The organism is Haloquadratum walsbyi C23, assembly GCF_000237865.1.
Classification (GTDB): Archaea; Halobacteriota; Halobacteria; order Halobacteriales; family Haloferacaceae; genus Haloquadratum; species Haloquadratum walsbyi.
Genome location: NC_017459.1, coordinates 1,105,773 through 1,120,037, shown reverse-complemented (window position 1 = coordinate 1,120,037; position 14,265 = coordinate 1,105,773). Strand labels below are relative to the sequence as shown.

16 protein-coding genes and 6 pseudogenes are annotated in these 14,265 nt (G+C 56.0%); 17 read left to right on the top strand and 5 right to left on the bottom strand.

Annotated features, from left to right (window positions below):
* Nucleotides 1-7 precede the first annotated feature (7 nt).
* The 5 genes and pseudogenes from HQRW_RS04940 (at nucleotide 8) to HQRW_RS04920 (ending at nucleotide 2,532) form a co-directional block, all read left to right on the top strand.
* Nucleotides 8-607, top strand: coding sequence for a DUF7437 domain-containing protein (locus HQRW_RS04940; protein WP_014555704.1), 600 nt, complete (start codon nucleotides 8-10; stop codon nucleotides 605-607).
* Nucleotides 604-900 (top strand): annotated as a pseudogene (locus tag HQRW_RS04935) (hypothetical protein); the annotation flags it as partial. The gene HQRW_RS04940 and the pseudogene HQRW_RS04935, both read left to right, overlap by 4 nt.
* Nucleotides 901-1,030: 130 nt before the next feature.
* Nucleotides 1,031-1,294: a hypothetical protein gene (locus tag HQRW_RS04930; RefSeq protein ID WP_049891663.1), complete on the top strand. Its 264-nt coding sequence runs from the start codon at nucleotides 1,031-1,033 to the stop codon at nucleotides 1,292-1,294.
* A gap of 276 nt (nucleotides 1,295-1,570) precedes the next feature.
* Nucleotides 1,571-2,083, top strand: coding sequence for a winged helix-turn-helix domain-containing protein (locus HQRW_RS04925; RefSeq protein WP_014555703.1), 513 nt, complete (start codon nucleotides 1,571-1,573; stop codon nucleotides 2,081-2,083).
* The gene (locus HQRW_RS04920) at nucleotides 2,080-2,532 is read left to right on the top strand and encodes a hypothetical protein (RefSeq protein WP_014555702.1); all 453 of its coding nucleotides are present in this window, start codon (nucleotides 2,080-2,082) and stop codon (nucleotides 2,530-2,532) included. Before HQRW_RS04925 ends, HQRW_RS04920 begins: the two co-directional genes overlap by 4 nt.
* Nucleotides 2,533-2,539: 7 nt before the next feature.
* On the opposite strand, the gene HQRW_RS04915 is transcribed toward HQRW_RS04920, so the two are convergent.
* Complete coding sequence (locus HQRW_RS04915; RefSeq protein ID WP_149031517.1) at nucleotides 2,540-2,947, bottom strand: DUF7342 family protein; 408 nt, start codon at nucleotides 2,945-2,947, stop codon at nucleotides 2,540-2,542.
* Here HQRW_RS04915 and HQRW_RS04910 point away from each other — a divergent pair.
* The 9 genes and pseudogenes from HQRW_RS04910 to HQRW_RS16370 form a co-directional block, all read left to right on the top strand.
* Nucleotides 2,880-3,350 (top strand): annotated as a pseudogene (locus tag HQRW_RS04910) (type IV toxin-antitoxin system AbiEi family antitoxin domain-containing protein); the annotation flags it as partial. The gene HQRW_RS04915 and the pseudogene HQRW_RS04910 sit on opposite strands and share 68 nt — an antisense overlap.
* 5 nt (nucleotides 3,351-3,355) lie before the next feature.
* A pseudogene (locus HQRW_RS04905) lies at nucleotides 3,356-3,760 on the top strand (nucleotidyl transferase AbiEii/AbiGii toxin family protein); the annotation flags it as partial.
* Nucleotides 3,748-3,867, top strand: a pseudogene (locus tag HQRW_RS17135) (DUF7342 family protein); the annotation flags it as partial. The pseudogenes HQRW_RS04905 and HQRW_RS17135, both read left to right, overlap by 13 nt.
* A gap of 434 nt (nucleotides 3,868-4,301) precedes the next feature.
* Nucleotides 4,302-4,838, top strand: a complete 537-nt coding sequence (locus HQRW_RS04900) for a DUF7437 domain-containing protein (protein ID WP_014555700.1) — start codon at nucleotides 4,302-4,304, stop codon at nucleotides 4,836-4,838.
* A complete protein-coding gene (locus HQRW_RS04895; protein ID WP_014555699.1) occupies nucleotides 4,835-5,362 on the top strand; it encodes a hypothetical protein in 528 nt (175 codons plus the stop codon). Before HQRW_RS04900 ends, HQRW_RS04895 begins: the two co-directional genes overlap by 4 nt.
* 114 nt (nucleotides 5,363-5,476) lie before the next feature.
* Complete coding sequence (locus tag HQRW_RS04890) at nucleotides 5,477-5,710, top strand: hypothetical protein (RefSeq protein WP_014555698.1); 234 nt, start codon at nucleotides 5,477-5,479, stop codon at nucleotides 5,708-5,710.
* A 40-nt stretch (nucleotides 5,711-5,750) separates the two neighbouring features.
* Nucleotides 5,751-5,876: a hypothetical protein gene (locus tag HQRW_RS16685; RefSeq protein ID WP_269448562.1), complete on the top strand. Its 126-nt coding sequence runs from the start codon at nucleotides 5,751-5,753 to the stop codon at nucleotides 5,874-5,876.
* Between the two features lie 98 nt (nucleotides 5,877-5,974).
* Entirely contained in the window at nucleotides 5,975-6,238 is a 264-nt protein-coding gene (locus tag HQRW_RS04885) for a hypothetical protein (RefSeq protein ID WP_049891661.1), read from the top strand.
* A gap of 11 nt (nucleotides 6,239-6,249) precedes the next feature.
* A pseudogene (locus tag HQRW_RS16370) lies at nucleotides 6,250-7,449 on the top strand (site-specific integrase).
* A 27-nt stretch (nucleotides 7,450-7,476) separates the two neighbouring features.
* Here the strand turns inward: HQRW_RS16370 and HQRW_RS04870 are convergent.
* Nucleotides 7,477-7,821 carry a hypothetical protein gene (locus tag HQRW_RS04870; protein ID WP_014555697.1) on the bottom strand — a complete coding sequence of 115 codons (345 nt, stop codon included), beginning with the start codon at nucleotides 7,819-7,821 and terminating at the stop codon, nucleotides 7,477-7,479.
* 2,076 nt (nucleotides 7,822-9,897) lie between these two features.
* Here HQRW_RS04870 and HQRW_RS04865 point away from each other — a divergent pair.
* Complete coding sequence (locus HQRW_RS04865; protein WP_014555696.1) at nucleotides 9,898-10,707, top strand: nucleoside phosphorylase; 810 nt, start codon at nucleotides 9,898-9,900, stop codon at nucleotides 10,705-10,707.
* 144 nt (nucleotides 10,708-10,851) lie between these two features.
* On the opposite strand, the gene HQRW_RS04860 is transcribed toward HQRW_RS04865, so the two are convergent.
* The 3 genes from HQRW_RS04860 to HQRW_RS04850 all read right to left on the bottom strand — a co-directional run bounded on the left by HQRW_RS04860 (nucleotide 10,852) and on the right by HQRW_RS04850 (nucleotide 12,566).
* The gene (locus tag HQRW_RS04860) at nucleotides 10,852-11,307 is read right to left on the bottom strand and encodes a hypothetical protein (protein ID WP_149031516.1); all 456 of its coding nucleotides are present in this window, start codon (nucleotides 11,305-11,307) and stop codon (nucleotides 10,852-10,854) included.
* Between the two features lie 634 nt (nucleotides 11,308-11,941).
* Nucleotides 11,942-12,379, bottom strand: coding sequence for a type II toxin-antitoxin system VapC family toxin (locus tag HQRW_RS04855; RefSeq protein ID WP_149031515.1), 438 nt, complete (start codon nucleotides 12,377-12,379; stop codon nucleotides 11,942-11,944).
* Nucleotides 12,318-12,566: an AbrB/MazE/SpoVT family DNA-binding domain-containing protein gene (locus HQRW_RS04850; RefSeq protein ID WP_014555693.1), complete on the bottom strand. Its 249-nt coding sequence runs from the start codon at nucleotides 12,564-12,566 to the stop codon at nucleotides 12,318-12,320. The genes HQRW_RS04855 and HQRW_RS04850 overlap by 62 nt, the downstream gene beginning before the upstream one ends.
* Before the next feature lie 281 nt (nucleotides 12,567-12,847).
* On the opposite strand from HQRW_RS04850, the gene HQRW_RS04845 reads away from it, so the two are divergent.
* Together HQRW_RS04845 and HQRW_RS16895 are read left to right on the top strand one after the other, a co-directional pair.
* Nucleotides 12,848-13,843, top strand: coding sequence for a hypothetical protein (locus HQRW_RS04845; RefSeq protein WP_014555692.1), 996 nt, complete (start codon nucleotides 12,848-12,850; stop codon nucleotides 13,841-13,843).
* A 48-nt stretch (nucleotides 13,844-13,891) separates the two neighbouring features.
* Nucleotides 13,892-14,182 (top strand): annotated as a pseudogene (locus HQRW_RS16895) (hypothetical protein); the annotation flags it as partial.
* Between the last annotated feature and the right edge of the window lie 83 nt (nucleotides 14,183-14,265).

The window sequence follows — 14,265 nt, the reverse complement described above, 5'->3', positions numbered from 1 at the left end:
ACGAATCGTGTCACGCACCTCAAACCGCGCCGATGGCGACATTGTCCAGGACTTCCTCTCGGTCGCTGATCTCCTTGAGGAGCCACAGCTCGCCCAGCTGTACGCGTACCTTGCTCGGGAGGGGGAGGCGACCGTCCAGGACGTGATGGACGACCTCGAGATTGCACAGGGGACCGCCTACAGCTACGTCAACCGGCTCGTTGACGCGGGCGTCGTCGACGTCACCGACGACGAGCAGCCCCGGAAGTATGCTGCTCGGGAGATCGACCTGACCGTGACGACGGCCGCGGGCGACCGCGAGTACACCATCACGCCGGCGCTGATCGACGCCGTCGGTCACCGCGAGACGGACGCCGACATCGACACCTACATCGACCGCCACGGCGTCACCGGCCTCGCGACCGCGCTCACCTACGCCGTCGCTCGGGAACGTGGGGAAGTAACCCACCGGCTGATGGCGGAGGATCTCGAAATCTCCCCGCTGGCTGCGGAGATGATCCTCCAGGCGCTCCGGCCCGTCGTCCACGAGCACTACGATATCGAGGAGGCTGGGGCAGGACTCAACGAGTTGGATATCGACGACGGCGACGCGGCTGACGACGCGTGAGCCGGCTCCACATCGCCGACACCGGCCTGTTCGTCGCGATGGGACAGCCGTCGAACAGCCGGTACCAGGCCGTTCGGCGGTTCGCTCGACGGAACGACGTCACCTTCGTCCTGCCCGAACGGGTGTGCGAGGAGCTGACCGTCGACGATCCGGATGTCGAAAACCCGCCCGTCGACACCGCAATCGACGAGGGCTGGGCGACAGTTGCGGCGCCGCTCGAGTTCTCCGAGCCGGTCGTCTCGCGGGTGATGGATGGCGTCCAGCGGTACATCGCGAACGCCGACGACCGCCCCACCTCCGCTCCGTGCTCGCTTCGCTGCGCGCGCAGCCACGACCTCGAGACCTGGTCTGAGATTTTTCCCTGAAACCGGGGAAGCGGTGCGCGACCAGGCGTGTTTATCCGACCCCACGTGGTTCCGCTACATGACACGCGGTCGGTATGCCGAACCGCTCGTCTTTGGGGATGATATGATGGATTTGGTTACACAGTCGTTTGGGCAATCCACGTTTGATTATACGGATAGCCAAGACAGGTTACCCACACCAAGTCAAATACGATCGGATGGCGGCACACCACCGAACGAGGAGGCTGACGACTCCTTCGCCGTCGTTCACCTCACCGTCGGCCGCGACTGTACAGACGATATCATAGGCAGCCGGCGTCTCCATATTCGTAGGGAGATGTGATACGGGTACAGAACTCTTCCGTCGCCACAAAAGTGGCTAGATAGTAGAATTTCCGAATATTAGAATCGCATACTCATGAAACCCGGAGAGATGTGTGATCGTATCGAGTAGCGACCAAGGAATGTCTGGCTGGTATCATAATATTCTCAAAGGCGAGTTTGCCCGTGATTCCACCGGCTGTCTTACCGGAGCAGATAGTCTGACAGCGCACCTGCACGACGATCACAGATAATTTCCTCGAGAAACTATTTGTTCCTACACTCCGTAGCGCCCAGTATGACCGAGATGTGGGACGACATCAACGAGCAGGTCAAGGCGGACTGGAAAGACGACACCACGCCGTTCGAGCGGGTGTACGAAGTCGTTGAACAGACCCACGACGGGCAATCGGCAGCCGAGATCGGCGAGCGGGCGCTCGTGAGCGAGCCGACAGCGCGTCGCCACTGCAAGTCGCTCGTGAACACGGGCTTCGCCGAGACGGAACCGGACGGCCAAACGACACTGTACAAGCGCAACAGTGATCGGGTGTTGATGTCCCGGATCCGCGAGCTTCGTGAGGAAGTCGATCGACCGGAGTTGCTGGACAGTATCCAGGAGATGAAAGCCGAGATCCGGCGCTACGAGGACCAGTACGATGTGGTGTCCCCGGAAGAACTCGCCCAGCAGCTTGAAGCCGGCGAGACGAAGGGCTGGGATGACCTCACCGCGTGGCGCACGACGCGACAGAATCTCGCCGTCGCGCAAGCAGCACTCGCGTACGACGAGGCCAGCCACCAGCTCGCTGTATGAGCGACGACGACCGCGCCGGCGAGTTCGGGCCGATCTATCTTCCGGCACTCCAGCGGATTCGTGACCTCTGGCTCGACCTCGAACCGCTCGTCGACGAAACGGCATACGACGACGTCGTCGCTCCCACGGGACTGCAGATCAGTTTCAGCGATGGGCTCGCCGATGCCGAGAGCGCTCGGCTCGATATCCAGTGGAGCGAACTGGGGATGTATTCGTTCCATTACGTCGATACCGACGATGTCAATTGGCGCTTCGATCGTCACCCGAACACACACTCGCCCGAGATTCATTTCCATCCCCCGCCTGCGGCCGCAACGACGGACGTCGAACCGTCGTGTATCGACGTGACTGAGGTCTCACTCGTGACACGTGCCGTCCACGCAATGTGGCGGGCAGCGTACGAGGAAAACAACGTCGACCAGTTAAATAGCGCATCAAACCCGCCGTAAGGCGGCATTATCGCATGGCGCGGTCAGCCACGTTCCTCATCTGCTCGCGAGCAGCTTCGACATCCGAGTAGAGCACCAACGCGTGCTTGATGAGGCGACGGTCCTCCAGATTCTCTTCCCAGCGTGTAATCACGTCACGGCGTTCGTGAAGTTCGTCACTTGCGAGATGGCCATCAGCAAGCGACTGTTCGAGCTCTTCCCACGTCTCGACATCGTAGGTCGCCTGCCACTCCTCGATCTCTTCGGTGATCGCGGCCAATTCGTTGCGCAGCTCCTCGCGGGTGTTTTCCTCAATGAGCGTGCGGATCTCCTCGAAGAGCAGGCGCGTGTAGTCCGGCTGGTAGCGCGTCGTCACGCCGACCCGAACACAAAGCCGAGAGATCCACGGCGTCCCGTACCGCGTCACGACAGTCACCGAGCAGAAATTCTTCGGCTGTGAGCCGACCTCGATCGAGGGTACGACCGTGCAGGTCAGCGACCTAGAGAAGACGCTGGTCGACTGTACGGACCACCCCGAGTTCTGTGGTGGCCTTCGGGAACTTGCGACTGCGATGCGTACTGCCGACGAACGGGATTGTGACTGGGGCACTGTCGGCGAGTACCTCGAGCGCCTCGACAACGGCGCTGCGACCAAACGGATCGTCTACCTCGCCGACCAGCTCGGCATCGACCTCCCCGCCCGCGAGGACCTCGTCGCGTCGTTCACGAGTGGGTACTCCCTGTTGGACCCGACGCGGCCCGACACCGGATCGACCGACAGTACGTATCGCCTCCGAATCAACGTCGAGCCAGCCATGCTGGAGCCGGCGGAGTCCTGATCGCGATGATCAGTCAGGACCGGCTCCGGATTCTCGCTCGCGAACTGGGCGTTCGGCAAGGGTACGCCGAGAAGAACTACGTTAATTCGTGGCTCCTCTGGGGCATCTTCACGAGCGGCTACGGCGACAACCTCCTGTTCAAAGGCGGGACCGCGCTGTCCAAGCTGTATTTCCCGCAGTCGTGGCGATTTTCGGAAGACCTCGATTTTGACGTCGAAGGAGAGTACCGGGGGTCCAAACAGGAGCTCCGAGCGGTCCTCGATACGATTGCCGACCGTTCAGGCATCGAATTCGAGATTCGCGAGCATCACGAATCTCAGCAGGACCACTACCCAACCCACTACGTCGACATCAGCATTCAGTACCGCGCCGTCCTCAACCACCCCAACACGACCAGCATCGACGTATTGCCCGTGAGTGGGGACATCTTCAGCGACGTATCCAGATCGTTGGCTTCGCCATCCGCGAATGGGACTTCCTCGCTCCGACGACAGAGCCTGCCGAGGTCAACAGCTAACGGATGTCCGTCCCGCATCAAGGCGGTGATCCGAACGCGACCCTCTATGCTCAGCTAAAATAGAGTACTATTCTAGAACATCTTAATAGCAGCCTCAGAGATGCCGGATTCCTCCTCAGTACGGTGGACTCAGCTGAGACCGCCGGCTCAGTTTTGGTATAGCGATATGTGATTTGGCTTATTAGGGCTTGTAGACCCGAAAAGCTGGCACTTTGGGCTGATACCATTTTGTTGTAATTAGAATAGTAATCAGGTCACTTTGAATTTCCCCGCCGCCATCAAGGGAGCATGGATGCTGCAACCGCCTTATGAAGCCGCTGTCACCGGGGTAAAGCCGCTGCGAGCAACTGACTCTCAGCGGGAGCCGGATCGGTTGCGAGTTCCGCTCTATTGTCGGAAGTCTTATTTTGAATTATCGATAATTCATAACTGAGATGGCGCAATCACCGTCCCGATCAGATCGACCACCGATTCAGCAGCTTCAGACGGTCGCCGACCTCCTCGAAAAGCCGGCGCTTTCTCGGCTGTACGCCCACATCTTGCAGCACGGTCCAATCACCGTGTCCGAGCTTGTCAACGAACTCGGCATTCCACAGGGGACCGCCTACGACTACGTGCAGAACCTCCAAGCAGCTGGCTTAGTGGAGAAAACCCGTAAGCAGCGCCCGTACGAATACGACGCCGAGTCGATTGCACTCACACTCTCGACGGACAAAGAAACCCAAACAATCACGCCTGCACTTATCGCCGCCGTTGCCCGTCGTGATGAGGATGAGGATATTGATGTCTACATTGAGCGTCACGGTCTTGACGGTCTTGCTGTCGTGCTCAAGTACGCCTACGAGTACGTCGATGGTACGGTCAACCACCGGATTGCAGCCCGGGAACTTGATCTTTCACCGCTTGAAGCCGAGATTATTCTTCAGGCGCTGGAACCGGTTGTGTCTGAGTACGCCGACGCGGTTGTATGACGACAGTCTATATCGCTGATACCGGCGTCTTCGTCCGGTGTGGTGGACCGGATAAGGATAAATTTCAACGACTCCGTCGGACCCTCCAACAGGCTGGTGTTTCGTTGCGTATTCCACAGCGCGTCTACGAAGAGCTCGGGGGCGATCCTGCAGCCGAGGGGTACCCCTCAGGGAACATTCCCTATCCCGATGGATTCGAGGAGGGGTGGATCATCGTCGCCGACGAACTCGACTATGCCAATCCGCTCGTCTCGACGGTGATGGACGACGCACGGCGAGTTATCGCCAACGAGACCGACCGCGACGAGGATATCATCGAAAAAGCTGACACGGCACTCGTGGGGCCTGCTGCTCAGGTACTCGATACTGGGCAGGCAGACCACGTTGTTCTCTTGACAACCGACAAACCGGCGGGACGGGCAGCAAAGATGCTTCTCCCTCAATATGGCTTCAGCGACCATATCGAATTCCGGTACGTCAGCGTCGAGTATCTCGAAACGATCACACCAGACGAGTTTCGATAACACAGATTCGAGGGACAGGTGGAGACTGTCGACGGCGCGCAATAACTACCATCGTGTTCGTCGAGACCTCCGTCGATAAGATCTAATAGCTTCTCATACAAGGCAATACTCGAGATGGTCATCTCGAAAGAGGACTTCCGGTCTATCGACGAGGACGGCCCCTCGCTTCCCGACCTTGCGCCGGATACCGCCCAGGGTGCGGTCTATCGTTTCCTCCTCAAGCACGCCGACCAGGCATTTCGCCAGCGGGAGATTGTCGACACCGTCGACGTGCCCGAGAGAAGCGTCGGTCCCACGCTGAAGCGGCTCGAAGAATACGACCTCGTCGAACACCGCGACCGGTTCTAGACCATCGCTGACCCCGAACACGCGGTCGCACCCAACAGGGATGCACGGTGCCACCACAGCCAACGACATTGAAGCCAGGTTCTCCGACGACGATGTCGAGGCTTGGATGGAGACCGCCGTTGGCTCTATCGATTCAACAACCGAGCAAGATGACGAAGAGTCGTGATTCTGGATGGCTGAACGCGGAACCGTCGTCTGGGTCCCGATCCATTCAAAACGGATGGTGGGAACCCTCGCCCATGGCTGGTCGTCTCCGGCGAGCAGATGCCTTATTCCGATGAGGAATCGATTGCCGTCGCGTTTGCGACGCAATCTCACCACCTCGGCAACTTCGCCGTGCCGAGCGAGGCATGGATCCGTGGGGAACCCGGCCAGCAGATTTTCATATTGCCGTGGACGGTCGCGACGCTGAAAGACGATCACCACGTCGCCGACCGGCAGGGCTCGGTCACCGACGAATTCACCGACCAGGTTATGTCGGCTACAATCTCATACTTGGACGATTCGGAGGAACCTGATTCCGCATAATCGACGATACCATCGGACAGGAACCCGCAGCACGGCCGTTACGGAGTTCCTTCGAGCGCTATCTCCAGGACAAGGGTAAGGAAAAAGTCGCGGCGGCGAGGGCGGGAACTACCGCCGGAACGCCACCCACGAGCTCGCCCGATTTGCGGAGTAGGCCTTGTCGAGCGCGGCGACGACGATTGGACCGGGATCACTCCCAAGGACATCGACCGTGACCCGACTTTCGAGGACCTCGACGAGCGAGTCTTCCATGAGTATGTCCACCACCTCGCCGGCGATCACGGGCTCGAGCAGAACACCGTCCAGACCTACTACGCCTACATCTCGGCGTGGTGTGGCTGGTACGTCAACGAAGGGTAACTCAAAGCACACTACGCCCAGCGGGCGGGTGCGACCGCGCCGCTGCCTGACGACAGCCGGAAGCCTGGTTACCAGCAGGCCTGGACGCCTGAGCAGCGCCACCCACTCACCCGACACGTCGACGAGCAGGCGCGTGAGGTCATCGAGGCATACACCACACCCCCTTCCCGATGACGTGGACCAACTCGACAAGCAACGAGCCCAGTACGCGGCGCTGAAGGCAACCCGGGACCGGGTGCTCGTGGTCGTCCTCGCGTACACGGCTGTCCGCGTGGGTGAGCTTCTCTGTGATCCCGACGTGACGCCGTGGCGTGCGATGGGAGGACATCGACCTCGAGGACGGGAGTATGGATGTTTATCGGAAGAAGCAGCAGTGGGATGCTGCCTCCATGCCCAATCCCGTTATTTCCCCGTTGCGCAGCTACCGAAAACTGCTAGATCCGCCGGCGGAGTGGTAGCCCGTGTTTCCGATACTCGATCAGCGGACGCTCGCAGAGTTCGTGTAGGAGGAGTTAGCCGACCGGGGGGAGCAATCGGAGGCAATTGAGGGGCTACGTGATGAGCACGCTCAGGATCTCATACTGGCACTCAATAAGAATATACAATCACTGTCGACCACGATGGACGCCGCCCGCTCAATACTCCAGCGACTCACGGAAGCCGCGGGATGGGTGAGGTTTTCGTCCAGGCATTCGGATATACTGTGGCTGCCTGTTGCCTCGATAACTCGGAGGAGATGGTTCGTGAGCGGTATTCGCATGTTGAAGTTGATGAACGTTTCCGCCAGGACCGCGGACACGGACCTAAGCGATGTCACTACAGAGGCACTCAGCGAGGTTGATTCCATTTAATTCCGAGAAAATGTCATCCGTCATCCGTCATCCAGCGTCTTCTGACACCGAGACACGACAGGTGTCATATCCAGCCCCAACTGTGGGATGTTCGTACAGTATTTCGACCTCCTCAGTTTCTCCGGAGGACAGTGATGTCCAGTATGTGATTACATAGGCCGATGTCAGAAGGTCGGTGAGGCGGTCAAGTATTCGGTCAAACTCCTCGGCGTTAATATCGGTCCATAGGTCATCAGGTTTCACTGCTGTTGTCTTGACGCTTATTTGCTCATCCTCGCGGTCAGGGGCTACCGCAAAGAAGTCCACCTGCTCAATCTCTTCGAAGTAATGTTCGGGTTTATCATTTAATTTCTCTGGGTCAAACTTGGTCATGAGTTAATTAGGAACAAAATTTGATTAATGATTCCAAACAATGACAGGAGCCCGGATAGTCAAACACGCTCAACTAGTGAATGAATGCTTCTCTTGAGATGCAGAGAAGAACACAGCACCACAGAATATATGATACGATGAAGTAAATACAACTACCAACTACCAACTCAGATCTCGATATATCGGATATCGCAATTGAGAGTCGCCGGAGAATAATTATATAATTCCACTTGCCACTAGTTATCTATCATTCAGTCTTCGTTGCGTACTATTTCTAACTAATTAGTTAACTTTGATTTATCGATGTCATACTTTACTTCCAATTTTGGATTTATACTCTTATTTAATATGTGTGGCAATTAGCTCATGAGTTGCTATTGATCATGAGATTGTGTCTTTTGATAAGAGACTCACGTCCACACGGATAGTGACGCAATCTGCGCTCGCTTCGAACACATACAGAGTAGCCTCACTTATATGTAAAATACATATAGTTGTCTGTGAAGTGCCTCGGGGTCACATCAAAGCCCCGTGGCATTCGCCTCGTACCGCTTGTAAAACGAAAATAGGACATATACGCAATGATATACACGCGGGGTTTTACACTGAGACCACAGTCATACTGACCGCTAAGCGCCGGGGTATGATTTCTTCCAATCCTACAGAGAAAGCAAAGCGAGTACTCCGGGACTTGACCCCGAGGCGATTCACTACTGATTCGGCTCGACCAAACGCTCAGATGCCCCTGAACGGGTAGTCTTGCATGGATTAATATGTAGGCGTAGCTGGTTAATCCCAAATTCGACTCGACAACTACGACGAACGAAACAGGAAGCGAGTCCGGTTAAACCAGACCGACGAAAATGACGAGGTCGATGCCATCATTAGTGAGTCGAAGTCCCTCAGGTGAGAGATTGCCTTCCGGCTTGGTGCACGGGCTATGCTGGGTTGCGCCGTGAAGAGATGACGAGTGTAGCGCCGGACGAGTTTCTATACCATCGGGAGAATTTCCTCTGAGTGTGAAACGATTATACGAGGCGTGGGAACTACTGCGAGACACCTATTCCAGAAGAATTCGCTCGTTCCGCGCAAGCCCTCTCGTGTAATCGCGATCGAGACGAGACCACCAGTGGGGTCAAACAAAACTCAATCTGCTGCTGTGTGAGGGGGTCGGCGAGAGACAACGAGGTGCAGACCCCCTCGACGTTCAGGATCTCAGATGGATTCGGGGCGGTCATTTGCCGTGGGACTGCGACGTTCTCCCGGTCGTCGTGATGTGAAGTCTGTGAGACATTGCGGAACCACTACCTCAACGAGATGTCGCTCGCAGCCGCGGAGCGAGGATGTGAGAAAATCCTGTTCATGTCTGGTGGACATACCCGAAGTGCCAGCACCAAGTCAGTACTCCAGCCGGTAGTAGAAACAGTATCGCCATACCACGGGTGGTTGCTCCGTAATCTTTCTACAGACGGAGCAGGTCGAGTGCCTCATGCTCGTTCGAGAGAGCGAAACGCACTTTGGATGATGAGACACCCCCCAGCGTCCCAGATCACTTGACCCCGAGGGGATTTTGATAAAATAGGGACCCCCCGAACTGTTAATATTGGCAGAGCTGTCCATACATAGAAATTATGTCTACTGATAACCGCCTCCCGGTGACCGTGGGTGGCGAGGATCGATTCTGTCTCTTGTCAAGACGCAATGGGGCGTGAAGATGTCCGAGAGCAATGACAGTTGCGAGAATCTCTAAAAGCACTCCGAATAATGGACGCTGCGGTTGTGTCTACAAAGTGCATCTGAGAATTACGAAGTCCTTGCTTCAAGAATCCGCTGTGAACCGCCTCGGGGTCTGGTGCTCCTGAAAACTTACTGAGGAATTCAATTCAAAATCTTGTCATAGAGTAGCTGCTGATACTGTTGCGTAGGACCGATGGTTCAAAATGTTTCATGGAGTACTATTAAGCCCCGAGGCACTCGGTCTGTTCCGCCTGTAGATCTAAGTGGGCAGGATAGTTCACCAATCGGTTCATTTTGTGATGGCGATGGGTCTTTGAACATTTAACTGGAGTTTTATCTATGTCAGACGAACACTCCTCACAGTTTCCACTTCAGAGGGCAAAAGCCTACGACGAGCAATCGGTCTTCTCACCAGCGTCATTAATAAAGCAAGCTCGTCGGCAGAAGAATCTCCCGGATAAAGAGATGCCGGATATCTGCGTGCTTGACCCGGACGGGGATATCCTCCGGCACCTCCGTGACAGAGGGGAGGCATCAGAACTGGAGACGTGGCCTGGTTATCACACAAAGCTGTATACGACCGAGCGGCGGGGCTCACAAGTAGGTATCATCGGATGCGCGGTCGGTGCCCCATTCGCCGTTCTCGTCGCAGAGCAACTGTTCACAACCGGGTGTGAATTTCTCGTCAGTATCACATCTTCGGGACAGATCCACTCTTGCGGGGACCCGCCGTACTTCGTGTTGATAGAGCAAGCACTGCGTGACGAAGGAACGAGCTATCATTACCGTGAACCGACACGATACGCCTCGCTTGATAACCAACTACAGGAGCGAGTTGAAAAAGCGTGTACAGACGTCTCACAGCCGGTTCACACCGGTACGACGTGGACAACTGACGCACCCTTCCGTGAGACAGAACTGGCGATCGAGCGCGCTCGCACCGATGAAATACTCGCTGTCGAGATGGAAGCCGCGGCACTGTACACGTTTGCTACTGTCCGTGACCAGCCAGTCGTCTGTTTTGCCCATGTGACTAACCAGATGGGACAGGTAGAAGAGGACTTTGAGAAGGGCGAGGCAGCCGGGAGCATGGCTGCACTCGAAGTCATCGACGCGAACGTCGAAGTCTGGCGGAAGAATGCTCTTTGATACTGAGGGTGTGAAATAAAACAGCGGCTGAGTATTGAGTGAGCGTTATCATCTTGTGCAAGTCGACATATCAATACGCAGTACATGAGGAGGGGTCCTGTCGGTCGCTTGCTCACACCAACTCTCACGGGGCGTGTCTGTGACTCAATTTGACTCGACCGACTTGACATAGGGGTGTTCTTGATATGGATGATACACAGCAACGCGGTCAATTGGGATTGTGATATTCCATTGTTCGGTGTATGATCCCGTTGAGACAACGCTTGGGGACAGTGTGTTCGAATTACTCTTATTGAGTGATTTTTCATAGATGACCAGTGTTGTGCCAATGACCCGTGCATCTGCTGGTTGCAGACTGTGTGATGGGTTTGCAACAGCATCCTGACGACTCACCGTGTATTGTGTCTCATTCTCCACAGTGACTCTGAACGTCGCGTCCTCGGGGGACTGAGACTGATTTAGACTTGCTGTCTGCGTTGGCTCAAACTCAGCTGACTGATTGACTGGCAATGGCGATCCGGTCGTTGAGTAATACGCTCCGCCAGAGACAATCTGCAGAAAGAAAGGAAGGGATACAAGGATAACCACAAGGATGCTCACGCAAATCAGGATACAAACCACGATTATCCAACGATGATTGTCTAGTTTCTGATGACCTGTCGTCATACTTCACACTCTTTGGGCAATAGTCGAATAGAAATACAGTCGTGATCTTTTAGCGACGGTACGAATGAGAGCATCAGTCGTGACAATATGAGGTCTTCGTGAAGCGTCACACGACAGTGAAGAATTGTGCTAGGGTCACGCTCAATCAGGGTCATGACATTATTATCAGAACCTATAGCAGTAATATGTGTATCGTGATATAATTAAAATGATTCGTTCCTGTCAAGATACTCATTCGCCGCTGTCGAAGCAATGAGCGCCAACACCGACCATCACAGCAGCCACTACACATATCGGAGGATTTCGTCCACTCAATGGCAGCATCAATAGTATTGCTAACGCTCTAACGCTCTAACGCTCTAAGACAAACTCAGCAAGAAGCAGAAGATGGAGGTGCGGCGGTAATGGTTTGATGAAGAGTTCACCGGCAAGGAGACCGAGAAGAAGGGATTTGAAGACGACGAGGACTGACAGGTTCCATTGATTTTTCCGGGGCTGCGTTGGTGTGTGGTGAGATAATCGTTCGCGACAATCCGGAGGAGAACGTGGATCGGGGGATGATGTGGACTTAGGCCGTCGAATCCTCGTTCTCCTCGGGTTCGAGCCGGATACGATTCACGCCAGTAAGTTCGTCATACGCCCGGTCACTGGAGATGATGCTGCCACTGGAGAGCGCCGCGTGGAACGCATCGAACGTGTTCAACCCTTCATCGATGTTCTCCGAGGCCTGATACACGACATTTGGGTTGCCCTCGTACGTCGCCAATTCGAGAATGGCCGTCACGGCACGTTCGCGGTCGAAGGAGAGCCGTTCTTCGACGAGGAACAGTTCGATGAACGTCGCCAGCGAAACCTCAAGATCGTCCTCGTGTTCTTTGAGAAGTGACTCGGCGCGATCGGTCAGCCAGTCGCCGTCTTTCAGGAGCGCCAGCCAGAAGTCGAGATCAGCGTACATGTTCGCTGGCCTGTTCGCGTGCCTCTTCGCGAGCCGCTTCTTCGAGATCATCGAGCGGCGCCTCGCGAAGCTCATTGGAAGCGGCCGCTCGTAGTTCCTCCAGTGGATCGTCCGGGATCGGCACCAGTTTGATACCGCTGTCCAGCTCAACGAGGCGGAATTTCTTGCCGTAGCGGTCGCGTACCTCCTTCGGAATCGTTACACGCCCACGCTTGTCCGTTCGCACCTCTCCACTCATATCCGAAACAATGGCGTGGGAATATCTAATCTCTGTTCTCACTTTTATTTCTAAAGTAGGAACAGAGAGATGGGCGAATCTCCGAATCAGTCGGTCGGACAGGTCGGATGTGCGTCTGCGGAACCCGAACATAAAGAATTGTCGGACTCGTCTAAGGGCATATCACAACAGAAGGAATTGCCGATAGGTGAGTCGACGAACTGATCTCGGTCTTGCGTATCCTCGAAGACTCCGACACGAGAGAGGGAATACATTTTTGCCCACATACCTGTAGTAGGACTATGTCTCACGAATGCGACGATTGCGGTGAGTCGTTCAATACACTCACGCGTCTTCGACTCCACGACTGTGGCGATGTCCAATCGGAGACATTCTCTACTTCGTCGGAGCCAAATCGGTCTGACTCCGGCTATTCATCGCCAACCGAAGAGCGAAACGCGTCCGTTGCCGAACTCGATAACTTACTCGACCGGTTTTCGGACGGTGACATAGATGCCCTTCACTGCGCAGTCGTCGAGTTTGAGTCGGCACTCTCGGCTGCACTCGAAGAAGACAACAGTGGCGACACATATCGGGACGTGTTCTGGCCGTACCACGAGCGCGTCAGTGACGCTCTCAACGAGGCGGCGCGATCAGAGGGCTGGTCATTCCTCGCGGATGTGACCAAGGCTCATGATCCCGCTCAAGACGACGAGATTCCGCTCGTGACGCCCGCGGTCGCGAACGCCGTGGGACGGCATCTGATCCGCACGCGGTTGACCGACGGCGTGAAAGCGATTTCAGTTGCGGCGCTTGAATACCTCGATGCCATCGCAGTCAATGCTCCCGATACGGCCGATTCCGCGCGGGAGGAAGTCCACGCGTACGGGTGGGGAATCGACCATCCCGCTCACTCGGTCACCGACCGTCTCCACGCCCGCACCTCGGAAGACATCTTCTCCGTCAACCCGACGCTCGAACACGCGTTCTACGCCGACCAGTACGCGGCGGTCGATCTGCTCGAAGAGTTGGTGAGAGACGAGTCGATCGACGGGACGCTTCCACGAGTTACCCGTGACGATATGCCGTATCGTCGGTACCTGCTCGACTGCGTCTACGGGCTGAAGACGGACGACCACTGGCCGGGGATGCCGCGGTACTACAACTGGCACGAGGAATTCGACTACACGTTCGAACTGGACGAAACGGTCGAGCAGCGCATCCGTGAACTCGTCGAGGAGACTGGATTCGGCGCCGACCTGCCGAACGACTGGACGTTCCGCGACCTTGGCGTCTGAGCGAACCACCCTCACGCTTTACCTGTCTTCCAACGATACTCCCCGGTAATACCGTTCAGCGTCACATGGCACACGCTCCTCGACAAATGCGAGGATCTCGCCGAGGATGCAATTCTGCTCATGTCATGCTCCCAAAGTCGCTTCTGGATCACCGACGTGCAGGAACACTGAATCGTCGTCAAGTCTCTCGACCGCGACGTGGACGAGACACGGCCGCTCCAGCGTGACCAGTTCGAGACGCTCCACGAGCGCATCAGTAACGCCGTCGATGGATTCGATCTCTCGCTGCTCCCGCCCGACGCTGATCCGTATCCCGCCGTGTTGAGTCTGTACCCACGGCCTTCGTCGGAAGCAGAGATTACTACGACACATCTGACCTACCCTCACACTCATTCCGCGCTTGAACCATCCTCGCGTCTCTC